General features: G+C 72.8%; 22 protein-coding genes and 1 pseudogene. 13 read left to right on the top strand and 10 right to left on the bottom strand.

Annotated elements, in window-relative coordinates; genetic code table 11:
• Positions 1-19: 19 nt before the first annotated feature.
• From CHC05_RS08715 to CHC05_RS08705, 4 genes are all read left to right on the top strand, one after another.
• Positions 20-1,381, top strand: coding sequence for a cytochrome ubiquinol oxidase subunit I (locus tag CHC05_RS08715; protein WP_089246603.1), 1,362 nt, complete (start codon positions 20-22; stop codon positions 1,379-1,381).
• Between the two features lie 4 nt (positions 1,382-1,385).
• On the top strand, positions 1,386-2,654 hold the full coding sequence (locus tag CHC05_RS08710) for a cytochrome d ubiquinol oxidase subunit II (protein WP_089246601.1): 1,269 nt from the start codon (positions 1,386-1,388) through the stop codon (positions 2,652-2,654).
• A 97-nt stretch (positions 2,655-2,751) separates the two neighbouring features.
• The gene (locus CHC05_RS43005) at positions 2,752-2,883 is read left to right on the top strand and encodes a hypothetical protein (protein WP_281257656.1); all 132 of its coding nucleotides are present in this window, start codon (positions 2,752-2,754) and stop codon (positions 2,881-2,883) included.
• Entirely contained in the window at positions 2,880-3,503 is a 624-nt protein-coding gene (locus tag CHC05_RS08705) for a hypothetical protein (RefSeq protein WP_089246599.1), read from the top strand. The genes CHC05_RS43005 and CHC05_RS08705 overlap by 4 nt, the downstream gene beginning before the upstream one ends.
• Here the strand turns inward: CHC05_RS08705 and CHC05_RS08700 are convergent.
• The 3 genes from CHC05_RS08700 to CHC05_RS08690 are packed head-to-tail and all read right to left on the bottom strand — an operon-like array spanning position 3,492 to position 5,764.
• The gene (locus tag CHC05_RS08700) at positions 3,492-4,712 is read right to left on the bottom strand and encodes an RNA polymerase sigma factor (protein WP_089247465.1); all 1,221 of its coding nucleotides are present in this window, start codon (positions 4,710-4,712) and stop codon (positions 3,492-3,494) included. The genes CHC05_RS08705 and CHC05_RS08700 overlap by 12 nt on opposite strands.
• A 6-nt stretch (positions 4,713-4,718) precedes the next feature.
• Positions 4,719-5,084 carry a YciI family protein gene (locus CHC05_RS08695; protein ID WP_089246597.1) on the bottom strand — a complete coding sequence of 122 codons (366 nt, stop codon included), beginning with the start codon at positions 5,082-5,084 and terminating at the stop codon, positions 4,719-4,721.
• Positions 5,084-5,764, bottom strand: coding sequence for a DUF6962 family protein (locus CHC05_RS08690; RefSeq protein WP_089246595.1), 681 nt, complete (start codon positions 5,762-5,764; stop codon positions 5,084-5,086). Before CHC05_RS08690 ends, CHC05_RS08695 begins: the two co-directional genes overlap by 1 nt.
• Positions 5,765-5,835: 71 nt before the next feature.
• Between CHC05_RS08690 and CHC05_RS08685 the strand changes: the two genes are divergently transcribed.
• Positions 5,836-6,801 carry a glycosyltransferase family 2 protein gene (locus CHC05_RS08685; RefSeq protein ID WP_089246593.1) on the top strand — a complete coding sequence of 322 codons (966 nt, stop codon included), beginning with the start codon at positions 5,836-5,838 and terminating at the stop codon, positions 6,799-6,801.
• Here CHC05_RS08685 and CHC05_RS08680 read toward each other — a convergent pair.
• Positions 6,773-8,296 carry a glycosyltransferase family 2 protein gene (locus CHC05_RS08680; protein WP_179266101.1) on the bottom strand — a complete coding sequence of 508 codons (1,524 nt, stop codon included), beginning with the start codon at positions 8,294-8,296 and terminating at the stop codon, positions 6,773-6,775. The two genes, CHC05_RS08685 and CHC05_RS08680, sit on opposite strands and share 29 nt — an antisense overlap.
• A gap of 153 nt (positions 8,297-8,449) precedes the next feature.
• Here CHC05_RS08680 and CHC05_RS08675 point away from each other — a divergent pair, with 153 nt between their 5' ends.
• The 3 genes from CHC05_RS08675 to CHC05_RS08665 all read left to right on the top strand — a co-directional run bounded on the left by CHC05_RS08675 (position 8,450) and on the right by CHC05_RS08665 (position 10,966).
• Entirely contained in the window at positions 8,450-8,890 is a 441-nt protein-coding gene (locus CHC05_RS08675; protein WP_089247463.1) for a hypothetical protein, read from the top strand.
• Positions 8,883-9,890 (top strand): FUSC family protein, encoded by a 1,008-nt coding sequence (locus CHC05_RS08670; RefSeq protein ID WP_089246589.1) that lies wholly within the window; start codon positions 8,883-8,885, stop codon positions 9,888-9,890. The genes CHC05_RS08675 and CHC05_RS08670 overlap by 8 nt, the downstream gene beginning before the upstream one ends.
• Before the next feature lie 83 nt (positions 9,891-9,973).
• Entirely contained in the window at positions 9,974-10,966 is a 993-nt protein-coding gene (locus tag CHC05_RS08665) for a beta-ketoacyl-ACP synthase 3 (protein WP_089246587.1), read from the top strand.
• An 81-nt stretch (positions 10,967-11,047) separates the two neighbouring features.
• Here CHC05_RS08665 and CHC05_RS08660 read toward each other — a convergent pair.
• The 3 genes and pseudogenes from CHC05_RS08660 to CHC05_RS08650 all read right to left on the bottom strand — a co-directional run.
• Positions 11,048-12,517 (bottom strand): annotated as a pseudogene (locus CHC05_RS08660) (glycine hydroxymethyltransferase); the annotation flags it as partial.
• Positions 12,518-12,606: 89 nt separating this feature from the next.
• A complete protein-coding gene (locus tag CHC05_RS08655) occupies positions 12,607-15,561 on the bottom strand; it encodes a M36 family metallopeptidase (RefSeq protein WP_089246583.1) in 2,955 nt (984 codons plus the stop codon).
• A gap of 92 nt (positions 15,562-15,653) precedes the next feature.
• Positions 15,654-16,592, bottom strand: coding sequence for a hypothetical protein (locus tag CHC05_RS08650; RefSeq protein ID WP_089246581.1), 939 nt, complete (start codon positions 16,590-16,592; stop codon positions 15,654-15,656).
• A 119-nt stretch (positions 16,593-16,711) separates the two neighbouring features.
• On the opposite strand from CHC05_RS08650, the gene CHC05_RS08645 reads away from it, so the two are divergent.
• From CHC05_RS08645 to CHC05_RS08635, 3 genes are read left to right on the top strand one after another with little or no spacing between them, the layout of a single operon-like run.
• Positions 16,712-18,556, top strand: a complete 1,845-nt coding sequence (locus CHC05_RS08645; RefSeq protein WP_089246579.1) for a M48 family metallopeptidase — start codon at positions 16,712-16,714, stop codon at positions 18,554-18,556.
• Positions 18,557-18,605: 49 nt separating this feature from the next.
• Positions 18,606-19,088 (top strand): MarR family winged helix-turn-helix transcriptional regulator, encoded by a 483-nt coding sequence (locus CHC05_RS08640; RefSeq protein WP_089246577.1) that lies wholly within the window; start codon positions 18,606-18,608, stop codon positions 19,086-19,088.
• 47 nt (positions 19,089-19,135) lie between these two features.
• Entirely contained in the window at positions 19,136-20,551 is a 1,416-nt protein-coding gene (locus CHC05_RS08635; RefSeq protein ID WP_089246575.1) for an MFS transporter, read from the top strand.
• Here CHC05_RS08635 and CHC05_RS08630 read toward each other — a convergent pair.
• Positions 20,512-21,141: an MBL fold metallo-hydrolase gene (locus CHC05_RS08630; protein ID WP_089247461.1), complete on the bottom strand. Its 630-nt coding sequence runs from the start codon at positions 21,139-21,141 to the stop codon at positions 20,512-20,514. The genes CHC05_RS08635 and CHC05_RS08630 overlap by 40 nt on opposite strands.
• A 40-nt stretch (positions 21,142-21,181) precedes the next feature.
• On the opposite strand from CHC05_RS08630, the gene CHC05_RS08625 reads away from it, so the two are divergent.
• Positions 21,182-21,898: a hypothetical protein gene (locus CHC05_RS08625; RefSeq protein WP_144022525.1), complete on the top strand. Its 717-nt coding sequence runs from the start codon at positions 21,182-21,184 to the stop codon at positions 21,896-21,898.
• A gap of 44 nt (positions 21,899-21,942) precedes the next feature.
• Complete coding sequence (locus tag CHC05_RS08620; RefSeq protein ID WP_245870719.1) at positions 21,943-23,145, top strand: amidohydrolase family protein; 1,203 nt, start codon at positions 21,943-21,945, stop codon at positions 23,143-23,145.
• Here CHC05_RS08620 and CHC05_RS08615 read toward each other — a convergent pair.
• Positions 23,121-23,804: a response regulator gene (locus CHC05_RS08615; RefSeq protein WP_089246571.1), complete on the bottom strand. Its 684-nt coding sequence runs from the start codon at positions 23,802-23,804 to the stop codon at positions 23,121-23,123. The two genes, CHC05_RS08620 and CHC05_RS08615, sit on opposite strands and share 25 nt — an antisense overlap.
• On the bottom strand, positions 23,797-24,942 hold the full coding sequence (locus CHC05_RS08610) for a sensor histidine kinase (protein ID WP_144022524.1): 1,146 nt from the start codon (positions 24,940-24,942) through the stop codon (positions 23,797-23,799). Before CHC05_RS08610 ends, CHC05_RS08615 begins: the two co-directional genes overlap by 8 nt.
• Positions 24,943-24,961: the final 19 nt, after the last annotated feature.

Here is a 24,961-nt window from a genome sequence, read left to right as displayed (position 1 = left end):
CGCGTAGCGTGACGTGGCGATGACCGAGATCCTGGCGCAGGACTACCTGCTCGAAGCTCGCCAGATGCAGGCCCTCTCGTTCGTGGTGCACATCCCGCTGGTCTGCTTCGGCATCGCGTTCCCGGCGCTCGTGCTCTTCGTCGAGTGGCGTTACCTGCGCACCGGCGACGAGCTCTATCGGACCCTCGCGCGCCGCTGGTCGAAGGTGATGGTCGCGCTGTTCGCCGCGGGCGTGGTGACCGGCACGATCCTCAGCTTCGAGCTCGGCCTGCTCTGGCCGAACTTCACCGCGACCTTCGGCGAGGTGTTCGGTCTCGGCTTCGCGATCGAGGGCTTCTCCTTCTTCCTGGAAGCCATCTTCATCGGGATCTACGTGTACGGATGGGACCGCCTCGCGCCGCGCACGCACTTCCTGGCCGGCCTGCCGATCGCGGTCGCCGGCGTCGTCGGCTCGTTCATGGTCATCGCGGTCAACGGGTGGATGAACCACCCGGAGGGCTTCACCTTCGAGAACGGCCGGGTCACCTCGTCCAACGCGGCGCGGGCGCTGTTCGGCAACCCGTACTTCTGGCACGAGTTCGTCCACATGTACGTCGCGGGCTTCATCGTCACCGGCTTCCTGGTCGCCGCCGCGTACGCGGTCTACGCGCTGCGGGGCCGGTGGGGCCGCTACGAGCGGACCGCCTTCGCCGTGCCGATGACCGCCGCCGCGGTCGCCTCGCCCGTGCAGTTGCTGGTCGGCGACTGGGCCGCCCGCGAGGTGGCGAAGAACCAGCCGGTCAAGCTGGCCGCGATGGAGGGGCTGGGCCAGACCACCAAGGGCGCGGCGCTGCACGTCGCCGGCTGGTACCAGAACGGTGAGGTGGTCTGGGGCCTGGGTATACCGAAGCTGCTCTCGTTGCTGGCGTTCCACGACATCAACTCGACCGTGCAGGGCCTGGACACCGTGCCGCTGGCGGACCAGCCTCCCGTCAACGTGGTCCGCTACTCGTTCCAGAGCATGGTCGTCGCCGGGTCGATCATGGCGCTGGTCGCCGTGCTCTTCCTCTACCTGCGCTGGCGCAAGGGGACCCTGCCGGCCAGCCCGTGGTTCTACCGGGCCGTGGTGCTGTGCGGCCCGCTCTCGGTCGTGGCGCTGCTGGCCGGTTGGATCACCACCGAGGTCGGGCGGCAACCCTGGGTCGTGTACGGCTTCATGCGCACCGAGGAGGCGGTCACCGGGGCCTCCGGCATCCCCGTCGGCTACGGCGCCCTGGCCGCCGTCTACCTCGGGCTGGTGATCGCGGTCGGCTGGGTCCTGGTGCGGTTGGCCCGGATGCCGCTGGCCGGGCCGCCCGACGACCGGATCGACACCGTGCACCCGCTCAGCCACGTCGAGTGACGGCATGGCCCTGCAGACCATCCCCGCGGCCGTCGTCGTCATCGGCCTGATCCTCTACACGCTGCTGGCCGGTGCGGACTTCGGCGCCGGCGTCTGGCAGCTCTCGGCGGGCGGCGGCGAGCACGGGCGGCGGATCCGCGACCACGCGCACCATGCGAACGCGCCCGTGTGGGAGGCCAACCACGTCTGGCTGATCCTGGTCATCACGGTGCTCTGGACGGCGTACCCGTCGGTGTTCGGGGCCATCTTCTCCACGCTGGCGATCCCGATCTTCCTCGCGGCGCTCGGCATCATCCTGCGCGGGACGTCGTACGCCCTGCAGAACGCGGCCGACGCCCGCCAGCGCCGCTACATCGACGTGTCCTTCGCGGCCGCCTCGATCATGACGCCGTACATGCTCGGCAGCGTGATCGGTGCGGTGGCCAGCGGCCGCGTGCCGCCGGGCAACGCGCTCGGCGCGGAGGTGGGCAGCTGGACCAACGCGACCTCGATCCTGGCCGGCTTCCTCGCGGTGGCCACCGGCGCGTTCCTGGCCGCGGTGTTCCTGGCCGCCGACGCGGAGCGGCTGCGCGAGCCCGACCTGGTCGAGTCGTTCCGCGGCCGCGCGCTGCTGGCCGGGGTCGTGGCCGGCGGGCTCGCGGTGGGCGGGCTGTTCGTGGTGCGGGCCGACGTGCCGCGGTTGTTCGACGGGCTGACCTCCGGTTGGGGGCTGGTCCCGGTGGTGGTCAGCGGGGTGGCCGGGCTGGTGTCGATGGCCCTGGTCGTGCTGCGCCGGTTCACAGCGGCCCGGCTGAGCGCGGCGCTGGCGGTGGCCGCGGTCATCATCGGCTGGGCGGTGGCGCAGCGGCCCTATCTGTTGCCGACCACGGTCACCATCGAGGACGCGGCGGCCAACGACACCACGATGATCGCGCTGATCGTGTCGCTGGCGGTCGGCGCGGTGGTGCTCTTCCCGAGCCTCGTGCTGCTGTTCCGGCTCACCCTGGCGGGGCGGTTCGACCCGGCCGCGCAGGGCCCGCCGCCGGTCCCGGGTGGGCCGGTCACCCGTGAGCGGCGCAAGCACGCGGCGCAGGCCGGCATCGGCTTCCTGCTCGCCGGGTTCGTGTTGCTGACGATCGCGGAGCCGGCCGTCTCGCACATCTTCGGGCTGATCTTCCTCGGCATCGCGACGTTCGCGGGCTTCCGGGCGGTCGGCCCGACGGAGCTGGCGGCGCGCCCGTCGCCGAAGGTGGCCGGGCGGTCGTTGCGGGAGCTCGTGCGCCGTCGCCGCTAGCACTCCGGATATTTCGGACTTGGGTGGTCTGTGCCTTGGGCGGAAGTCCGCCTCCTGCCAGCGAATTCCCAGCTCAAAGCCTTGTATTCTGCCCGTCATGGACATTGGCAAGGAGACGCACGAATACGAGTTCGCGCCCCTGCACAGCGACCCGTTCGTGGCACCTGGAGAACCCGCCATCCCCGCCCCGGTCGAGCCGGCGCCCGTAAAGGAGCCAGCGACAACGTGACGCGGTCTCCCTTCCAGGACCAGTTCAGCGCCGACCGACCAGCGACCCTGGTGGCCGGCGCGCTTCGCGGGTACCGCCAGTGGGAGGTCACCCTCGACATGCGGCTCAAGGCGGTGACGCAGAACCACGTCTGGCATTCCCCCATGCGCGCGATCTGCCGCCACCCCGAGACCGACCACGCCGCGCCGCACGCCGACTGTGCCTGCGGCATCTACGCCTGCCACCGCCCGGACGACGACCAGCTGGCGACCCGTTCGGTGCTGCACCCCGGCTGCGTCGTCACCGGCGTGGTCGAGGCCTGGGGCCGGGTCGAGGTCGGCGAGCGCGGCTTCCGCGCGCAGCACAGCCAGATCGTCGCGCTCGAGTACGCCATGCCGACCCAGGCCAACCTGGTCGGTGCGCTCGGCGAGTCGCGCTACATCTTCGACGAGCGCCGCCGCACCGCGCTACCGGACGGGCGCGTGGTCAAGACGGTGGAGCTCGTGCTCTACCTCGGCCACCCGCGCAAGTGGCAGGACCGGCTGAGCGCCAGCTACCCGTCGGTCAAGGTGTTCGAGGACCGCGCCTCGATGGTCTCGGCGTACCCCCCGGTCGACGTCTCCGGCCTGCTACCCCGCTGACGCGGCCCGCCGCCGCTCCAGGAAGCGGCGTTCGGCCGCGTTGTCGGTGCGCGCGATCGCCTCGTCGTACGCGGTGACCGCCTCGCCGCCGCGTCCCAACCGGCGGAGCAGGTCGGCGCGCACCGAGTGGTAGAGGTGGTACCGGTCGAGGTCCAGCGTCTCGACGATGGCCAGGGCCGGCCCGGGACCGTCGACCTCGGCGACCGCGACCGCCCGGTGCAGCGCCGCCACCGGGCTCGGCGCGACCACCAGCAGCTGGTCGTACAGCCGCACGATCTGTCGCCAGTCGGTGTCGCCGTCGTCCGTGTGCACCGCGTTGATCGCGGCCTGGATCTGGTACGGGCCTGGCCGGCCGAGCGCCAGGCAGGATCGGACGATCGCCCGCCCCTCGTGGATCAGCGCCGCGTCCCAGCGATCCCGGTCCTGGTCGGCGAGCAGCACCAGGTCGCCCGCGGCCGTGGTCCTGGCGGCCCGGCGCGCGTCGGTGAGCAACATGAGCGCGAGCAGCCCGGCCACCTCGGGCTCGTCCGGCAGCAGGTCGGCGAGGAGGCGGCCGAGCCGGATCGCCTCGGTGGTCAGCGGCTCCCGGGTGAGCTCGGCGCCGGACGTCGCGGTGTAACCCTCGTTGAAGATCAGGTAGACCACCGCGAGCACCGCCCGCAGCCGCTCGGGCAGGTCGGTCTTGGCGGGCACCCGGTACGGGATGCCGGCGTCCCGGATCTTGCCCTTGGCCCGCACCAGCCGCTGCGCCATGGTCGGCTCCGGCACCAGGAACGCGCGGGCGATCTCGGCGGTGGTCAGCCCGCCCAGCAGCCGCAGGGTGAGCGCCACCCGGGCCGGCAGAGCCAGCGCCGGGTGGCAGCAGGTGAAGATCAGCCGCAGCGTGTCGTCGCCGACGGGGTCCGGCTCGACGGTTTCCGCCGCCGCGAACAGCCGCGCGGCCTCGGCCTGGCGCGAGTCCCGGGTCGACTCCCGGCGGGCGTGGTCGATCGCGCGGTTGCGGGCGGTGGTGATGATCCAGCCGGCCGGGCTGGGCGGCAGGCCGGTCTCCGGCCAGCGGCGCACCGCGATCGTGAAGGCGTCCTGGACCGCGTCCTCGGCGGCGTCGATGTCGCCGAGGACGCGCACCAGGACCGCGACGGCGCGACCGTACTCGGACCGGAAGACCTGCTCGATCTCCGCCGTGGACACCTCTGCCACAACGGGCATCATGCCCTATGGGAGGTGCGTCCCCGGGTCGCCGTGGAACGGGCGTACCTCGATCGGGAGCCGGGTGGCCCGGGCGAAGCGGCGACCCCACTCGAGCGCCTCGTCGAGGTCTTCGGCCGCCAGCACGGTGAGGCCGCCGACGTGCTCCTTGCCCTCCGCATAGGGTCCGTCGGTGGTCACCAGCTCGGTGCCGTCGAGCCGGACGACCGTCGCGGTGCTCGGCGGGTGCAGGCCGCCCGCGAAGACCCACGCCCCCGCCGCCCGCAGCTCGTCGTTGACCGCCGTGACGTCCTTCATGATCGGTTCCAGCTGCTCGGGCGGCAGCTGGCGCCCCTCGCCGGGCTGCTGGACCGTCAACAGGTAGTGCCTCATCAAGGTTGCCCTCCGTCTCGGGCCGGCGTCCGTGCCGGCCCGTCGACCCCTACACGAACGGGGGTCCGACGGATCGACACCGCGCGGTACAGCAACACGATGCCGATGATCTGGGCCAGGTGGTAGAGGGAGTCACCGTCCAGGTAGACGGCGCCGGTGAGGCTGTCCGAGATCACCTTGGTGCCGGCCGCCGCGGCGCTGGCCAGGATCGCGACCAGCACCGGCAGCGCCAGCGGGTGCCGGCGGCGGGCCGCCCACAACCACAGCCCGACGATGCAGGCGAAGGTGATCGACTCGCAGAGGACCAGCGCGCCGACCCCGGCTCCGGTGGTGATGACCAGGCCCAGGTACGCGCCGAGCCCGGCCGCCCGGAGCACCCAGAAGACCCGCCGGTGGCCCGGGCCCAACACCTCCTCCACCGTGGCGGCCAGTAGGTACGAGATGCCGAGCACGACGGTGACGCTGATCAGCGTCCAGCTCACGGTCGCCACCGCCGGCCACCGGACGAGGAACCCGTGGTGGACGAAACCGGCCAGCGCGGACACCGCCAGACAGGCGAGGGCGAACTCCCAGTAACGGTGGGTCGGCGCCACCCGGCGGCGCAGCAGGGCGATCGCCAGCCCGCACACGACCAGACCGAGGAGCAGGTCGGTCAGGGCCTGCGCGGGTTGCGCCAACATCACTCCACGCTACGCGCGCACGCCACCTCGACTTCATCTTCCCGTAGGGAAGCGTCGATAGCTTCCGCTCCATGTCGGCCATCCCGGAAGTCAGCGTCGTCATCCCGACCCGTTCGCGGCCGGCCCTGGTCACCCGGGCGGTGCGCAGCGTCCTGGCCCAGACCTTCGACAACTTCGAGGTCATCGTGGTGGTCGACGGACCCGACGAGGAGACCGTCGCGACGCTGCGGGCCCTGGACGACCCCCGCCTGCGGACCGTGGTGCTGCCCCGGCGCGGCGGCGCGCCGAACGCCCGCAACGCCGGCGTCGGTGCGGCGCAGGCGCCCTGGACCGCGATGCTCGACGACGACGACGAGTGGCTGCCGGACAAGCTGGCCGTGCAGCTCGACGAGGCCAAGGCCGCGAACGTGCCGCTGCCGGTCGTCACGTGCCGGTTGGTCAACCGCACGCCGCGGGCCGACGTCGTCATGCCCCGCCGGCTGCCCGACCACGGCGAGCCGCGCAGCGAGTACCTGACGGTCCGGCGTGGCCTGACCCACGGCGACGGCTTCGTGCAGACCTCGATGATCCTGGCGCCGACCGAGCTGTTCCGGCAGGTGCCGTTCACCGTCGGGCTGCCCCGGCTGCAGGAGCTGGACTGGACGCTGCGGGCGCTGACCGTGGACGGTGTCGACCTGTTCGTCGCGCCCGAGGCGCTGCTCGTCTGGCACACCGACGAGAACCGGCCGCGGCTGAGCCTCGCGTCGCCGTGGGAGAAGATGTTCGCCTGGTCGCGGGCCAACCGGTCGTTGTTCACCCCGCGGGCGTACGCGGCGGTCACGCTCAGCGTGATCAGCTCGATGGCGGTGGCCAGCGGCAGCTTCGCGGTGTTCCGCGAGGTCCTGCGCGAGGCCCGCCGGCACGGCCGGCCCGGCGTGCTCGACTACGTCACGTTCCTGCAGATCTGGCTGCTGCCGCCGAAGCTGCGGGCGAGGCTGCGCGACCTGGTGCTGCGCCGCCGGCCGTCGGTCAGCCCCGGCGAATCAGTCGCGCTCTGAGCTGGCGGCCGGTGAGCCGGCCGACCATCACCGTGGCCCGAGCCAGCGAGCGCACGCCGCCGACCTCGAGGGTGGACGGCATGGGCCGCTTGCGCCGCCCCGACGCGCCTTCCCAGTGCGCGGTGATGCCGACGGCGGCCGGCGGCTCCGCCCGGCTGCCGTGGACGGCGGTGACCGCGTCGCGCAGCGACTCGCCGGGCGCCCGCACCTGCTCCGCCCGCCGGACCGCGGCGGTCCGCCACAGCAGCGCGTCGCCGGCCTGGACGAGCCCGACCTGGTGGTGGTCGGCCAGCTCCACGAGGTGGCGCAGGGTGTCCGGGGCGAGCCGGTGCGACGGCGGCAGATCCAGCAGGTAGGGCGCCGGGAACGCCGCCACCGGCTCGGTGACCAGCCGGACCCGCGGCTCACCGCGATAGGTGGCGGCGATCAGCCGCAGGTCGAGGTGCGGGTCGGCGAGCGGCGACACCCGGGCGTCGGCCAGCTCGTCCCACGCGCCGAGCAGGTTGACCCGCACGTCGAGGTCGGTGCCGCGGAGCACCGCGTCGGTCGCCGCCCGGACCCGCTCCAACGGCTCGTCGCCGACCGGGATGACCACCTCGGCCAGCGGTACGGTCCACACCGTGCCGCCGGTCCGCCGGGTGTGCCGGGGGTACGGGATCCGGTCGGCGAAGAACGCCTGGTTGTAGCGGGCCACCTGCTCCCGCGCCCGCATCACCTGGGTCCGGCCGAGATGCCAGGCGCGGGCCGCCGGCTCGGGCACGAACACGGCGCCGGCCTGGGCGAGCCGGTAGCCGAACTCGGTGTCCTCGCCGAGCCGCAGGTCGGTGTCGAACCCGCCGGCCGCCTCGTAGAGCTCCCGGCGCAGGGCGGCGGTGGCGCCGACGTGGATCCGGAACGCCAGGTGGTCGGCGGTGCGGAGCTGGTCGGTCTGGTTGATGTAGCGCTCGACGTAGCTGTGCGGCTCGCCGGTCGCCCCGCCGAACAGGCCGTCCGGCGTGCCGCTCCGCCAGACGTCGTCGACCACCGCGGCGGCCGGCCACGGGCCGTGCGTCTCCGGGTCGACGAACCGCTTGTAGCCCAGCGTCACGGCGTACGGCAGGACGTGCTGCCAGCGGGCCTGCGCCGCGACGTGCTCCGGGTAGACCACCATGTCGGCGTCCAGCCAGTGCAGGATCTCGCCGGTGCTGTGCCGGACGCCCCAGGCCAGCGCGTTGGCCCGGCCCCAACCGTTTTCGACGCGCACCAGCTTGGTGCGGGCCGGCCGGATCGGCGGCAGCTCCAGGGCCGGCTCCGAGCCGTCGTCGACGACGACCACCTCGAGCAGGTCGGCCGGATACGTCTGGCGGCTCAGCGAGGCCAGCGTGAGGTCGAGCGTCGCCTGCGCCCGGTAGGCCGGGATGACCACGCTGACCGACCGGGTCGGTTGCCAGCCGGCAAGCTCCGGCACCGCGACCGTCGACCAGTCGTTGCGGAGCACCCGCGGAATGGCGTCCAATGCCCAACCTTCCGTGCCGCGGTCACCTGGCCGGTGAGGATAGCCCGGCCGCGTTAAGCCCCGGTGGACGAGAGATGGACCGTTTGGACCCGTCGGCACCGGGTAGGCGCCAAGCAATCCCCCTTTCGCTGTCGCGCACAAGGAGGAGTACGCGTGTTGTTGTTGCGAGATCTCGCCCACCAGGCACCCCTGCGGTTGGCGACGGGTGCGTTCGTGCTCAACTCCGGGCTGGGCAAGCGGGGTGCCGACGCGGACGCGGCGACCGGCATGCACGGCTTCGCCACCACGGCGTACCCCTTCCTGGGCCGGATGGAGCCGCGGAAGTTCGCGAAGCTCCTGTCGACGGCGGAGATCACGGTGGGCGCGGTGCTGCTGTTCCCGCTGGTGCCGGAGGGGCTGGCCGGGCTCACGTTGACCGGGTTCGCCGCCGGGCTGGTGGGTCTCTACCTGAAGACACCCGGCATGCGCCTCGACGGCAGCCTGCGACCCACCGAGGCGGGCACGGTGCTGGCCAAGGACACCTGGCTGCTCGGCATCGGGCTGTCCCTGCTGGCCGACGACCTGGTCCGGACGTTCTACCGGGTGCGTGGCTGACGGCTGGCTGCGGGACCGCCTGCGCTCCACCTGGATCGACCGGTGGGTCGTCCTGGAACTGGGGGTCGCGGCCGGGCTGGCCTGGTTCCTCGCCGGGATGCTGCTCGGGCAGACCAACTCGTTCTTCGCGCCGGCGGCCGCGGTGCTGGTGGTCGGCGGGTCGATCGGTCGGCAACTGCGGCAGACGGTCGAGCTGATCGCCGGCATCACCGTCGGACTCGTCCTCGCCGATGGGCTGATCCACCTGATCGGCCGGGGGCCGGTCCAGCTCGGGGTGGTCGTGGCGTTGTCGGCCGGCCTGGCGCTGCTGGTCAGCGGCGGCAAGATGCTGCTGAACCAGGCCACGACGACAGCGGTGCTGATCGTGGCCCTGTATCCGTCGGCCAGCTCCGGCATCTTCTACGAACGCTGGCTGGACGCGTTGATCGGTGCCGGGGTCGCGCTCGTCGTGCGGGCCGCCGTCGTGCCGCTGCTGCCGCTCGCGCTCCGCCGCGCGACCGGCGTCCTGCGCGCTCAACTGGGCGAGGCGTTCGACGGCGCCCATGCCGGACTGCGCGCCGCTGACCAGCCGATCACGCGGGACGCGGCGGCCCGGCTCGAGTCGGCACAGACCGTCCTGCGGGACGTGGCCGAGGAGACGGGAAAGCTTGCCAAGGTGATCTCGGTAGCGCTCGTCCATCGCCGCACCCGCCGGATCCTCGCGTCGGCCGAGGCCAAGCTGCCCTTTCTGGGAGCCGCCCTCACCCACACCCATCTCGCCCTCCGGGCCGAGGCGGACGAGCTGGTGGCCGGAGTGCCGGACGACCTGGTCGACGCGGTCTCGGCGCTGGCGCGCGGCACCGACGAGCTGGTCGCGTCCCTGTTGCGCCCGGAGGACCGCCCGGCGGCCCGGCCCGCCGCGCCGTCCCACGAGCGTCTGGCCGGCGTGTCGCCACAGGTGGCGGACCACGTCCGCTCCGCGTCGGGCGAGTTGGCGCGCGCGGCCGCTCCCGCGGGTTGAGCCTCCGGTGTTTGACGAAACCGGCCCGACCGGGGCGGGGCCTGGCTGTAATTGGCTGTAGACGCGGACCGGTGAGGTGGTTGATGCGGGTGTCGGCAGAGGCCAGTGGGAGCCGAGTGGTCAGTGTCGGCGCCTACCGGCCCGCGCGGGTGGTGACCAACGCCGAGATCTGCGAACGGATCGACTCGACCGACGAGTGGATCCGGCGGCGGTCCGGCATCGTCAGCCGCCGGTTCGCCGACGAGACCGAGACCGTGATCAGCATGGCGGCCGCGGCGGGGCGCCAGGCGGTGCTGCGCGCCGGCCTCGAACCGACCGACATCGACATGGTGCTGCTCGCGACGATGTCGCGGGTCCAGCAGTCGCCGCCGGCCGCGCCCCAGGTCGCCCACGAGCTCGGCGCCACCACCGCCGCGGCCCTCGACCTGGGCGCGGCGTGCGCCGGTTTTTGCCACGGCATCGCGATCGCCGACGGACTGATCTGGGCCGGCAGCGCCCGGCACGTCCTGGTGATCGGCTCGGAGAAGATGACCGACATCATCGATCCCACCGACCGTTCGCTGGCGTTCCTGTTCGCGGACGGGGCCGGAGCGGTGGTCGTCGGCCCCGCGCCCGAGCCCGGCGTCGGCCCGGTGGTCTGGGGCTCCGACGGCGCCCGGGCCGGGCTGATCGGGCACCCGGAGCCGTACACCAGCATGCTCGAGAAGCCCGACTTCTGGCCGACCATGTCGATGGCCGGGCCCGAGGTCTTCCGCTGGGCGGTGCAGGAGGTCACGGCGACCGCCCGCGCGGCGGTCACGATGGCCGGGCTGGTGCCGGCGGAGGTGGCCGCGTTCGTGCCGCACCAGGCCAACGCCCGGATCACCGACCGGATGGTCGCCGGCCTGGACCTGACGTCGTCCTGTGTGGTCGCCCGCGACATCGAGACGGCCGGCAACACCTCGGCCGCCTCGATCCCGCTGGCGCTGGACGCGCTGCTCGCCACCGCCGACGCCCCGCGCGGCTCGGCCCTGCTGGTGGGCTTCGGCGCGGGGCTGTCGTACTCGGCGATGGTGGTGGATCTGCCCAACGCATAGGACGCACCGCTCTGCCTGCTAGGCGGCTGCGCCGCGATGCTCGAAGGCGTTGATGCCGAAGTCGGCCGGGTGCACGTGGTCGAGGTCGAGCTCCGGGTAGAGCACGTGCTGGGCGAGCAGCGCGTGCACCCGCTTGCCGGCCTCGTCGACCGCGTCAGGCGTGGTGGTGAACTTGGCCTTGCTGCCCGCCGGCGTGGTGGCACCCAGCACGCGGGCGACGATGTCGGCGATCTCGTCCATCTCGGCGGTGCCCATGCCGAGCGTGGTCAGCGCCGGCGTGCCCAGCCGCAGCCCGCTGGTGTACCAGGCGCCGTTCGGGTCGCCGGGCAGGCTGTTGCGGTTGAGCGTCATGCCGCAGTCGCGCAGCGCCTGCTCGGCCTGCCGGCCGGTGAGGCCGAAGCCCTCCTCGACGTCGACCAGCAGCAGGTGGTTGTCGGTGCCGCCGGTGAGCACCGGGACGCCGCGGCGCAGCAGGCCGTCGGCGAGCGCCTGGGAGTTGGCGACGATCCGCTGGGCGTAGTCGGCGAACGCGGGCTGGGACGCCTCGCGCAGCGCGACGGCCTTGGCGGCCATCGCGTGCGACAGCGGGCCGCCGAGGATCGCCGGGCAGCCCTTGTCCATGGCCTCCGCGTATTCGCCCGTCGAGAGCACCATGCCGCCGCGCGGGCCGCGCAGGGTCTTGTGGGTGGTCGTGGTGACCACGTGCGCGTGTGCGACCGGGTCGAAGTCGCCGGTGAACACCTTGCCGGCGACCAGACCGGCGAAGTGCGCCATGTCGACCATCAGCGTCGCCCCGACCTCGTCGGCGATCGAGCGCAGCTCCGCGAAGTTGATTTTCCGGGAGTACGCGGAGTAGCCGGCGAGCAGGATCAGCGGGCGCACCTCGCGCGCCTGCCGCCGCACCTCGGCCAGGTCGAGCAGCTTGGTCTGGGGGTCGACGGAGTACGAGTGCGCCTCGAACATCCGGCTGGAGATGTTGAACCGGTAGCCGTGCGTCAGGTGCCCGCCCGAGTAGTAGTCCATCGCGAGCAGCCGCTGGTTGTTGAGCTCGGCGCGCAGCTCCGCGAACTGCTCGGCGGTGATCTGCGGCAGCCGGGCCGGCGCGTCGGCGGTGCCGAACCGGGTGAGCGCGTCGGCCTCGACCCGGGTGGCCAGGATGGCCAGGAAGGCCACGAGGTTGGCGTCGGCGCCGGAGTGCGGCTGCACGTACGCGTGCGCGGCGCCGAACAGGTCGGTGGCCAGCTTGGCCGCGGTCGCCTCGATGGTGTCGACGTTGTCGCAACCGGCGTAGAAGCGGTGGCCGGGGTAACCCTCGGCGTACTTGTCGGTGAGCAACGAGCCCTGTGCCGCCTGCACGGCCAGCGAGCTGAAGTTCTCGGACGCGATGAGCTTGAGATGCGACCGCTGGTCGAGCAACTCCTGCACGGTCGCGGCGGCGATGCCGGGATCGACCGCCCGCACCGCGTCGAGCATCGCGTAGAACCCGATAGCGGACGGATCCAACCGCCCGTGCTCAACCGCGCCCAGATACCTACCGACGATCGTCTCCATGCGGACATTCTCAACCAGGCAGCTCGTCGCCGGCACAGCAGGGGACCCCTGCCGACGGGAAAGTCGACAGGGGCCCTGTGCCGCTGACCTCAGGCCAGGAAGGCCTGGAACTCGGCGGCCCGGACGAAGTCGTCCTGGATGCTGCCGGCCGCGCAGTCCGTGGTGAACTGCGGGTCCTGGTCCTGTTCGCCGGCGTAGTCGGGCGCGCCGGTGCACTGGTTGGTGACCACCTCGAAGCGCAGGTGGGTGGCCAGGGTGAGCGGGATCCGGAAGCTCTCGAAGATCAGCTCCGGCGCCCTCGGCCGCGGTGCGACCGACGGGAACGCGTCCTTCGGACTCGTGTAGACCGACCGGAAGTCGGCCGCGTCGGCACAGGTCACCGTGCCGCGGGCCGTGCAGGCCGAGACCTTGAACTGGCGCAACGCGCTGAACCTGTTCTGGCCTCCCGCGTCCGGATCGCCGGCGATCGCCGGCCGGAGCATGGCGCTGACGTTGACCCGGCTGACCAGTTGCGGCCCGCCGGCCAGGTCGACCGTGACCTGCTTGCCGGCGACCGGGCTGTTCAGGGACGCCCAGTTGGTCGACTCGTCCTCGTCGATCAGCCTGGCCTGGTTGACGCCGTCGCCGGTGGCAACCGCGCCGGCGCTGGCCGAGGCGACGTTGGGCAGCATGACCACCGGCAGCGGCACGGTCTGGCCGGCCTTGACGGTGATCGGGCCGACCCGGGCCAGGCCCCGGCCGGGCGCCTGCACCACGAACTCGTAGCTGCCCGGCACGAGGCGGACCTCGTTGCCCAGCGGCGTCGCGGCGTCGGTGTCGGCCACCGGGACCGCGCGGGCCTGGTAGCGGCCCACGTAGAGCTTGGCGTTCTCCAGCGCGCCGGTGCCGTTGCCGAGGGCGATCGGCTTGAATTGCACCCGCGCCTCGGTCGCGTGCGGCGACTCGAAGCTCGGCACCGGGTTGACGTCGGCCGGGCCGGCACTGGTCGCGCCGGAGCCCAGGCCGCGCTTGGCGAACGCGTTCCAGAGCAGATCCTGGTTGGCGCCGCCGAAGCGGATGTTGTCGGCGGCCAGCAGCGCGTCGCGGGAGTCGACCATGCTGACCCCGCTGACGGCCATCAACAGGTACGAGTCGAAGACGAGCTGGATCCAGCGCCGGTTGCCAGGGCAGGACGTGACGGCCCGGGTGCCGTTGGCGCATGCCTTCTGGATCGCGGCGTTGCCGGACCCGTACCGCTTCATCATCGCGGCCCGGATGTCGAAGTTGGTCGCCGTCCACACCTCGCCCGAGGCGTGCACCTGCAGGCCGACGAAGTCGTAGTCGACCGAGCTGTAGTTGAGCGGGCTCTGGCTCATGTTGTAGTTGCGGATGCCGGCGATCGGGTCCGAGGTGACGTACTGGCCGATCGTGTAGCCACGGATGCCCGAGGGCGCGTAGCCGTACTCGTAGGCGTACTCCATCGCCAGTTGGTCGGACCAGCTCTCGCTCATGCCCTGCGGGCTGCTCAGGCCCATGTTCGGGCCGGCGATCATGCGGCCGGTCACGGCGTGGCCGTATTCGTGCGCGATCACGGACATGTCGTAGTCGCCGTCGACGCACGGTGCGTAGAACGTGCCGGGGATCGACTGCCACAGGTACATGTTGGTGATCGGCGCGGTGCCTTCCGGGGGTGTGATCTGGTTGGCGTTGTCGCGGGCCGCGAAGCCGGGGAACCCGCCCGCGATGCCGCCGGCCTGCGCGTTGCCCTGCTCGAAGTCGTTGCCCAGACCGCCCTTGCCGAAGTTGTCGCCCTGCATGTTCCAGGCCTGTTCGGTGAAGCCCAGGTGGTAGGTCCAGTCGTGCATCCGGTTGTGCATGCCGAACAGGTTGGCCCGGGCGGCGTCGATGTCGTTGCGCTCCGGCGAGGTGAACACGGACGGGTCGCAGCCGCGCTCGTACCACTGGTTGGTCCAGGGGTAGCTGTAGTCGCGGGTCGCGCTCGGCGTCGCGGTCTCCGTGCCGACGGTGAAGGGGTCGGCGCTGTTCCAGTTGTGCACCGCGATCGCGTTGTTGCCGCGGGTGGTGTTGGTGGACAGGCCGGTGGCCGGGTCGACGTCCCAGGGCAGCGGCGAGGCCGGCGTGCCGACCACTTCGTCGCAGCCGCGGGCGCTGGTCCAGCACCAGTCGACGCGGGTGTCGGTGGAGCTGTAGTCGACCCGCGGCGCGTGCGGGAAGACCTGCCACCGCGGGTTGTCGTCGGCGTCGTCGTGGTGGTCGACCAGGTCCTCGCGGACCAGCACACCGCCGTCACGAGCGTCCACATAGGTGGAGTAGCCGACCGGCTCGGCGCCGCTGGCCACCAGCACCACCTGGTACGCCGAGCGGGCGCCCCGGTCGGCGGTGGGCACGGCCACCAGGTCGGTGCGCATGACCCGGGCACCGGGCGCCGCCGCGTCGGCGATCGCGATCCGTTCCGCGTCGGCCGCGGACAGCGTCGCCGGCTCGGGCGCGCCGCCGTCGCGGGCCAGCGAGGAACTGACGTGCCAGACCGAGCCCGCCCGGACGCCGACGCTCAGGATGCCGTCGTGGCCGGCCGGCAGGTCGCCGAACCGTTGCCGCAGCACGACGACCGCACCCTCACCCATCGGCCGCACGGTCAGCGGCTCCAGGGCGGCCGCGCCCGACTCGGACAGGCCGAGCAGGTCGCGGTTGGCGGCCACGTATTCGCGGACCGCCGCCACCGGGTCGGCGGACAGCCCCGTGGCCAGCGCCCGGTCGGTGGGGGAGAGGACCGCGGTCGTGCCGAGGTCGTTGAAGGTCGCCCGCGCGTGCGTGCGGGCTGCGCGGTCGCGTTGCGCACTGGTCGGCGCGACCGCGCCGCGCCGGTTGTCCTTGTCGCGGGAATCGGCGTGGTCGCCCTGCACCACCACGCCGCCGTCCGACGGTCCACGTTGCTGCTGCGGCGCCTGACGTGCGGCGCCGCCAGCCGCACCCGACGCGAGGACCAGCACCGCCGCGGTCAGCAGCACGGTGGACCCTCGCGAGCCAAGAAGTCGTCTTTGCACGGCCCCTCCTCTCCGGACGGCCGCTTTGCCGTCGGAGAGAAATTTACGTGCGTCACTGACTTGGGGACATCCCCTTTATGGATGTGAGTCGATTAGGCGGCGAGGGCTTTCGCTCGATGCCGGGCGTACGCCTTCGCCGGGCTCGCCAGGACGGTGTCGTAGGTCCACGGGTACTCGGTGACCCGGTCGCCGAGGGCCGCGAAGCAGGCGGCCGCCGCCTGGCGGTCACCGGTCATCGAGAACGCGTACGCGAACAGGTTCATCGCCCAGACGGACCCCGCCCGAGGCTGGTAGTCGGGGTGGAAGACCGACCGCTCGGCCGCGGCGTGCAGTTCCGCGCGCACCTCGGCGGTCCAGTAGTCGCCGCGGTCGTCCATGGAGCGTTCGACGTGCGCGTCCGGGACGAGCGCGCCGAGCAGGCTGCCGTCCGGTGCGGCGGCGAAGGAGGCGCGGGCGAAGCCGAACATCTCGTCGTCGCTGCCGAACCACTTGCGGCACAGGTACTGCAGCCGGTGCTGGTGTGCGAAGGAGTGGTGCGGGTGGCGGTCGACCACCGCGGCGAACCGCTCGGCGGCCTCGTCCGGCTCGACCTGGCGGCCCCGGGCCGACAGCACCAGGAAGGCGCGCGCGGTGACGTTGCCGGGGTCGAGGGCGATCGCCTGGTCCAGGTCGTTCTCGGCGAGCCGCAGCCGGCGGAAGAACTCCTGGAACTGCTCCTTGGTCACGTACTTGGCCCGCGCCGCGGTGCGGGCCTGCCAGGCCCACCCGATCGCGTACGCGCCGCGCACGGTCAGCGGCAACGGGTCGCCGGCCGCGTCGGCCACCCACGATCCCAGGGCGGGCCACAGGTCCGGCAGCTCGTCGATCCGGCTCAGGTGGTGGGCCCGGTCGTCGGCGTCCGGGACGCCGCGCAGGACCGCCTCGGCGGCCGACCAGTCGTGCCCGGTCAGAGCGTCGTGCAGGGCCCGCGTGGTCGGGTCGCCCACGGCCGGGTCGAGCCGGGGGGCAGGTGTTCGGTTGAACGGCCACATGGCCGCCGATCGTAAACGGAGGTGATCTTCGATCGGAAGGGCCTTGCCGTACGGAGATCGACGCCGTAGGTTGCCCTGCGCCAGGTCGCGCGGCGGCCTGGGAGAACGGGGAGGAAACAATGATCGGCGCGGTGCGCGCACTCGTCTCGGTCGTCATGCTGGCCGGCTTCTACGTCGTGGCGTTGGTCCAGCTCGCGGCCCTGGTCGTGATCGGATTCCTGGTGCACGACTGGGTTTCCGGCCTGGCCGCGGTCAAGCTGGTGGTGCCGGTCCTGATCGCGTCGATCGGCGCGCTCGCGGTCGCGATGTGGCGGGCGATCCGCGACAAGCCCGAGCTGGACGAGGGCGTGCCGCTCACCGAGGCGGAGGCCCCGGAGCTGTGGGCGACCGTCCGTGAGCTCGCCGCCGCCGTGCGCACCCGGATGCCCGACGAGATCCGGCTCGTGCCCGAGGTCAACGCGGCGGTCAGCGAGCACCCCCGGCTGCTCGGCCTGCTGGGCGGCCGGCGGTATCTCTACATCGGACTGCCGCTGCTCCAGGCGATGACCGTCGACCAGCTCCGCGCGGTGATCGCGCACGAGCTGGGCCACTACTCCGGCATGCACACGCAGCTCGCCGGCGTCGCCTACCGGGGCCGGCTCACCATCGCCGGCACGATCGGCCGGCTCTCCACGTACAACCCGCTGGGTTGGGTCTTCCGGGGTTATGCCCGGCTCTACCGGCTGCTCGACAACGTGGTCTCGCGCCGGCAGGAGCTGGAGGCCGACCGCGCCGCCGTGCGGGTAGCCGGTCGCACCGCCGCCATGTCCGCGCTGCGCGAGCTGCCCGGCCTGTCCGCCGCCTGGGGCTTCTTCTTCCAGCGGTACGTCGAGCTGGGCTGGACCGCCCGCTTCGCGCCGGACGACCTGTTCGGCGGGTTCGGCGCGCTCCTCGACGCCCGGACCGACGAGCTGGCGGCACTGCGCGAGCGCGAGCCCGAGGACCGCAGCTCGGCGTGGGACACCCACCCGCCGCTCGGCGCGCGGGTGGCGGCGATGGCGGACGCGCCCGAGGTCGACCGGGCCGCCGACACGCGCAAGGCCGGCGCGCTGCTGCCGGACCTGCGTGCCACCGGCATGCGGATGCAGGAGCAGCTGGTCGACATCGCCGACCGGCAGGTGCTGCCCTGGCCGGACTTCACCGCCGCCGCGATCGCCTCCGCCGACCAGCGCCAGGCCGACGCCCTGTTCCGGGCCGCGGCCCGGTCGACCGGCACCGCCCAGGCCGGCCTGGAGACCGTGCTCGGCCTGGTGCCCGAGGGCAAGTTGGGCGACTTCGCGGCGCCGTTCTTCGAGAACGCGACCAAGCGCGAGGCGGCGGTCCAGTTCGCCGGGCCGATGACGTTGCTGCTCCGGGTCGCCGCAGTGCGCTCGGGCGCCGGGCGCTGGCAGCACTCGTGGTCGGAGCCCGCGGTGTTCACCGGCAACGACGGCCAGCCGCTCGGGCTGCGCGAGATCGCGGAGCTCGCGGTGTCGCCGGACACCCTCGGCGAGGCCCGCAAGCGGCTGGCGGACCTTGGCATCGACCCGGCCGCCGCGGCGATGGTGGACGAGCGGGCGACGGCCCGCGGCGCGCAGGTGATCGCCGCCATGGCGAACGTCAAGATCGACGACGTGGCGCACGATCTGCTGCTGCTGAACAACGGCTTCGTCTTCGTGTCGAACCCGGGTGACGTCGACAAGGGCCGGGAGCGGCTGCGCGCGCTCGTCGGCTCCGCGCCCGCCGAGGCGCTGGCCGAGCGGCACCGTTTTCTCCCGTACGAGGAGATCGCGTCGACGACGATCGAGAAGCGCACGCCGATCCGGGCGACGCTCACCCTGCACGACGGGCGCCAGATCACGCTGCGCGAGAAGTGGGACGGTGAGGACCTGGAGCGCAACAGCCGGGAGACCCTGACCGAGGTCCTCAACGAGCTCAACGGATAACGTCTTCGGCGGATAATCCGTTACGGACCGAAATGGGTATGCTGGCCGCATGACCTCCATGGCACCCAGGCGCGACAGTCCGGACCTGTCGTTCCTGCTCGACCACGCCAGCCACGTGCTGCGCTCGCGGATGGCCGCGGCGCTGGCCGAGATCGGCCTCACCGCGCGGATGCACTGCGTGCTGGTGCACGCACTGGAGGAGGAGCGCACCCAGATCCAGCTCGCCGAGCTCGGTGACATGGACAAGACCACGATGGTGGTCACGGTGGACGCGTTGGAAGAGGCCGGGCTCGCCGAGCGCCGGCCGTCCAGCACCGACCGGCGGGCCCGGATCATCGCGGTGACGCCGGAGGGCGCCCGGGTGGCCCGGCGCAGCCAGCAGATCGTCGACCGGGTGCACGACGAGGCGCTCGGCGCGCTGCCGGCGACCGAGCGCAAGGCGTTCCTGCGTGCCCTCGAGCGCCTGGTCGGCGACCACCTGGCCACCCCCGTGGAGAGCCCGCGCCCCGTCCGGCGAGCCCGGGAGCGCTAGTCCTTTAAAGATTGTCTGCAACGGAACTATCCGCTACGGTCCCACATATGGACCGTACGCGTTGGACCGCCCTCGGCGTGCTCGCCACGGGCTCGTTGATGACCATCCTCGACGGCAGCATCGTCACCGTCGCGCTGCCGGCCATCCAGGCCGACCTCGGCTTCTCGCCCGCGGGGCTGAGCTGGGTGGTCAACGCCTACCTGATCGCCTTCGGCAGCCTGCTGCTGCTCGCCGGCCGCCTCGGCGACCTGCTCGGTCGCAAGCGGATGTTCCTGGCCGGCACCGCGGTGTTCACCGCCGCATCCCTGCTGGCCGGCGCCGCGACCAGCCCGGCACCGCTGATCGTCGCCCGCTTCCTGCAGGGTGTCGGCAGCGCGATGGCCATGGCGGTCAGCCTCGGCATCCTGGTCACCCTGTTCACCGCGCCGGCCGAGCGGTCCCGCGCGATCGCCCTGTTCAGCTTCACCGGCGCGGCCGGCGCGGCGATCGGCCAGGTGGTCGGTGGCGTCATCACCGACGTGCTGAGCTGGCACTGGATCTTCTTCATCAACCTGCCGATCGGCCTGGCCGCCCTGCTCCTCGGCCACCGCGTGCTGCCGGCGGAGCGCGGGATCGGGCTGCGCTCCGGCGCCGACCTCACCGGCGCGCTGCTGGTCACCGCCGGCCTCGTGACGGCGATCTACGCGGTGGTCGAGCTGGAGAGGTCGGTGCGCACCGCTGGCCTGTTCGCCCTCGCGATCGCCCTGCTGGCCGGCTTCGTGGTGCGCCAGGCCACGGCCCGCGATCCGCTGCTGCCCGTGCGGGTGCTGCGCGCGCCCGGCGTGGCCGCGGCCAACCTGGTGCAGGTGCTCACCCTCGCCGCCTGCTTCGCCTTCCAGGTGCTGGTGACCCTCTACCTGCAGAACGTGCTCGGGTACGACGCCCTGCGCACCGGCCTGGCCATGCTGCCCGCGGCCGTGGCGATCGGCGCCGTCTCACTGGGTCTCTCGGCCCGGCTCAACGCCCGGTTCGGCGAACGGCGGATGCTGCTGGTCGGCCTGGTGCTGCTCGGTGGCGTGCTCGGGCTGCTCGCCCGGGTGCCGGTGCATGCCGGCTACGTCGTCGACGTGCTGCCGGTGATGCTGCTCGCCAGCGGGTTCGGCCTGGTGCTCCCCGCCCTGGCGACGCTGGCGATGTCGGGTGCGCGCGCCGACGACGCGGGCCTGGTCTCGGGGCTGTTCAACACGACGCAGCAGATCGGGATGGCCCTCGGTGTGGCCGTGCTGGCCACCCTGGCGGCGGCCCGCACGGAAACGCTGCGGACCGCCGGCCAGGGCGTGGCCGAGGCGCTGACCGGTGGCTACCGGCTCGCCTTCGGCGTCGGTGCCGGGCTGGTCGCGGTCGCCTTCGTGACCGCGGCGCTGCTGCTCCGGCCCGCGCCGGCTCAGATGGTCACGGAGTCGCCGGCCGCGATCCGCTTGTAGTCGGTCTGGCCCTGCTCCACCAGCCAACCGTCGAAGTTGGCGTTGCCGATGTCCGATAGGAGCTCGTCGTGGATCGGGAAGGCCCGGGTCGGCGCGACCGCGCGGGTGAAGTCGAGCGACTCGGCGAGCTTGGCCCACGGCCCGCTGGTCGGCACGAGCAGGGTTTCCACCCGCTCGGTCGGCACGAAGTACGAGTCGCCCGGGTGGTAGACGCCGTCGACGAGGAAGCCGATGTTGGCGCGGCCGGGCAGGCCGGCGTAGACCTCGGCGTGCAGCCCGCCGAGGGCCACGACCTCGAAGCCCGCGACGGTCAGCCGGTCACCGACCGCGACCGGCTGGATCGCCGCCGCCACCCGCTCGTCGCCGGCCGCCGCCCGCAGCGACGCGTCGCCGTGGATCCGCAGCTCGCGCGTCTCGATCAGGGACGCGATCTGCTGGACAGCGAAATGGTCGGCGTGCTCGTGGGTGACCAGGATGTCGGTGATGCCCTCGTAGGCCGCCGGCTCGGTCCAGATGCCCGGATCGACCAGCAGCGCCCGGTCGCCGTCATCGAACCGGACGCAGGCGTGCTTGTACTTGGTGAGCAACATGATCACCACCCTACTTGCGGCGTGGCCGCACAATCTTGGCATGGTGTGGTGGGGTCGGGCCGCCTGTCCGGTGCGGCCGGTCGAAGCGGAGTGGGTCGACACGTCGCTCGACTGGCTGCTGGCCGAGTTCGGCGACGAACGGTTGCGCGGCACGGTCGTGCTGCCGAACGACGAGTTCTTCCCGGGCGTCTATCGCGGCAGCCGCGCCGACGTCGAGTCGGTGCTCCGCCGGCTCTGTGTCCACATGGGAGTGTCCCGGGACCGGGTCGAGCTCGAGCACTTCGCGAACGACGAGGTCTCCGAGCTGTCAGACCACGTGCCGCTGAACTGGGCGTCGTCGGGCGCCGCCGGGCACCATCGGCTGCGTGCCGGCAGGTCGGTGATCGGGATCCGGGACGACCAGGCGGCGGCCCCGATGGCTCTGGTGGCGACTATCAGCCACGAGCTCGGGCACGTCCTGCTGATCGGCGACGGTCGGGTCTCGGCGGACCGCGAAGACCACGAGCCGCTGACCGACCTGCTCACCGTGTTCTTCGGCCTCGGCATCTTCGGCGCCAACGCGGCCTTCGACTACAGCGTGGGTGGCGGCTACTCGCGTACGTCCCGCCTGGGCTACCTGACCGAACCGATGTTCGGGTACGCCCTGGCCCGCTACGCCTGGCTGCGCGGGGAGCGGAACCCCGCCTGGGCCGGGCACCTGGACACCAACCCTCGTGCGTTCCTCAAACGAGGTCTCCGGTTCCTCCAACGGGTGTAGCCCAGTTGACGGCGCCGGACGGCGGTCGGCGCGAGACTGCCAGCATGACCACCACCGCGACGCCGCGCCGGCGGCTGACCGCCATCCGGGCTGCCCGGCTGTTCGACGGGACCGGCGACGCCCTCACCCCGGATCCGGTGGTCACGGTCGACTCCGACTCCGGCCGGATCGTCTCGGTGGGCACGGCCGGTCCGGCCGAGGCGGAGGTGGTCGACCTCGGTGCCGCCACGCTGTTGCCCGGGCTGGTCGACGGGCACGTCCACCTGGCGTTCGACGCGTCTCCCGATCCGGTCGGCGCCCTGGCCGCCCGCGACGACGAGGCCGCGTACGCCGCCATGCTGGTGGCCGCCCGACGCACCGCCGCCGGCGGCGTGACCACCGTGCGTGACCTGGGCGACCGGAACTACCTGGCGTTGCGGGTGCGCGACGCCGCGGCGGGCGACCGCACGCTGCCGACGGTCGTGGCGTCCGGGCCTCCGATCACCACGCCCGGCGGGCACTGCCACTACCTGGGCGCGGCGGCGTCCGGTGCAGACGGGATCCGGGCCGCCGTGCGTGCCCACGCGGAGCGCGGAGCCGACGTCATCAAGATCATGGCGAGCGGCGGCAACCTGACGCCGGGCAGCCGGCCCGAGCTCTCCCAGTTCACGGCCGACGAGCTGCGGGTCGCGGTGGACGAGGCACACGCGTGCGGCCTGCCGATCACCGCGCACGTGCACGGCCTGCGGGCCGTCCGCGACGCGCTGGCCGCCGGCGTCGACGGTCTCGAGCACGTCACGCTGATGACCGCCGACGGTGTCGACGAGATGCCCGACGACCTCGTGGCCGGGCTTGCCGCCGCCCCGGTCACGCTCGGGCTCACGCTCGGGCTGATCCTGGCGCCGGGCGCGCAGCCGTTGCCCGCCATGGCCGCGCGCATGCCGACGATCGCGACCAACTTCCGCAAGCTGTACGCCGGTGGCGTCGACCTGATCGCCGGCACCGACGCGGGCATCGGGCCGGTCAAGCCGCCGGACGTGCTCCGGTCGGCGATTGGCATGCTGTCCACCGCGGTCGGCATGACGCCGGCGGAGGCGCTGCGCGCCAACACGGCACGCGCGGCGGTCGTGCTGGGCCTGGGCGACCGCAAGGGCCGGATCGCCTCCGGTTACGACGCCGACCTGCTCGCCGTGGCGGGGGACCCGCTGGTCGACCCGGCCGCGCTGGACGAGATCCAGGCCGTCTACGTGCGCGGCGAGCGGCTCTGACGGCCGGGCACGACCAGGCCCGACTCGTACGCCAGGACGACCGCCTGGACCCGGTCGCGCAGGCCGAGCTTCGCCAGCAGGTTGCTGACGTGCGTCTTGACCGTGTGCTCCGTGACGAAGAGCTGAGCGGCGATCTCCGCGTTGGACAGGCCGCGGGCCAGCAGGTGCAGCGTGTCGGTCTCCCGGCCGGTGAGCTGGTCGAGCCGGGCCGGCGGGCCGGGCGGCTCGCGTCCCCGCTCCACCATCTGGGCGATCAGCCGCCGGGTCACGGTCGGGGCCAGCAACGCATCGCCGGCCGCCACCGTGCGGACGCCCGCGACGAGGTCGGCCCGGCGGGTGTTCTTGAGCAGGAAGCCACTGGCACCGGCGTGCAGCGCGGCGTAGACGTACTCGTCGAGATCGAACGTGGTCAGCACCAGCACGCGCGCGTCGGTTCCGGCGCAGATCTGGCCGGTCGCGGCGATGCCGTCGAGCTTCGGCATTCGGATGTCCATCAGCACGACGTCGGGCCGCAGGGCGTGCGCCGCCCGGACCGCCTCCGCACCGTCGCCCGCCTCGCCGACGACCGTGAGGTCGGGCTGGGCCTCCAGGATGACGGTGATGCCGTCGCGGATCAGCGCCTCGTCGTCGACGACCAGCACCCGCAGCGGGTCAGCCATCGGGCGCCGCCTCGGCCAGCGGCACCAGCGCGGTCACCCGGAAGCCGGCGCCGTCGGTGCGCGGGCCGGCGTGCAGGGTGCCGCCGATGGCCGTCATCCGTTCCCGCATGCCGATGAGCCCGTTGCCGGGCGTCGCCGGCCCCGGCGAGCCGTCGTCGGACACGTCGATGCGGAGGCCGTCGGGGGACCAGTCCAGGCCGACCTCGACGTGGGTCGCGTTGGCGTGTCTGACCACATTGGTCAGTGACTCCTGCACGACGCGGTACGCCGCCGTGCCGAGCAGGGGCGGCAGCGCGCGGGCCCGGCCGTGCTGGGCGACCGTGACCCGCAGCCCGGTCGCGCCGGCCCGTTCCACCAATGTGGACAGGTCGGCCAGCTGTGGCTGGGGCGCCAGGTCGTCGCCGGGCCCGCGTACCGTGCCGAGGGTCTGCCGCAGTTGGGCCAGGGCCTCGCGGGCGGTGTCGCCGATGACGTCGAACGCCCGCTCCGCCCGCGCCGGATCGGGCCGCACCAGCACCGGCCCGGCCTCGGCCTGCACGGCGATGAGGCTGAACGAGTGCGCCAGGATGTCGTGCATGTCGCGGGCGATCGCCTCGCGCTCCCGGGCCGCGACGGCGGTCTGCTCCTCGGCGTGCCGGCGGGCACGCTCCTCCAGGAGCGCGATCCGGTCGCGCCGGGCGCGGGCGCTGGTGCCGAGGGCGTACGCGACCGCGAAGAGCAGCCCTACGAACGAGACGGCGCGCACCGACCCGCCCGGCACCAGGATCGAGACCGCGACGCCGGCCGCGGTGCCCAGCACCCCGACCATCCGCCCGACGGGCCCGCACAGCGCGGCGAACGTGTAGGTCGCGACCAGTTGCCCGACCGGCTGCTCGTCGACGGCGCCGAGCATGCTCAGCCACACCGTGCCGATGCCGCAGAACGTGGTGACCACCAGCGGATGCCGCCGGCGCCAGACGAGGGGAAGGCTGGCCAGCGCGCAGACCAGCAGGACGAGACTGCCGCGGCCACCCATGAGGTCGGCCGAGAGCACGGACGCGACGAAGCACAACACCGCGATGCCGGTGTCCACCACGAGCACGGGAAGCGCACGGACCCGGTCGACCACCTGGCGGGCCGCTCGGCTGGGCGAAGCCACGCAGGCAGTATCCGCCGCG

Source organism: Asanoa hainanensis, from assembly GCF_900188485.1.
In the GTDB taxonomy this organism is placed as follows: domain Bacteria; phylum Actinomycetota; class Actinomycetes; order Mycobacteriales; family Micromonosporaceae; genus Asanoa; species Asanoa hainanensis.
The sequence above is the reverse complement of the archived record's forward strand: the minus strand, read 5'-3'. Positions and strand labels throughout refer to the sequence as shown.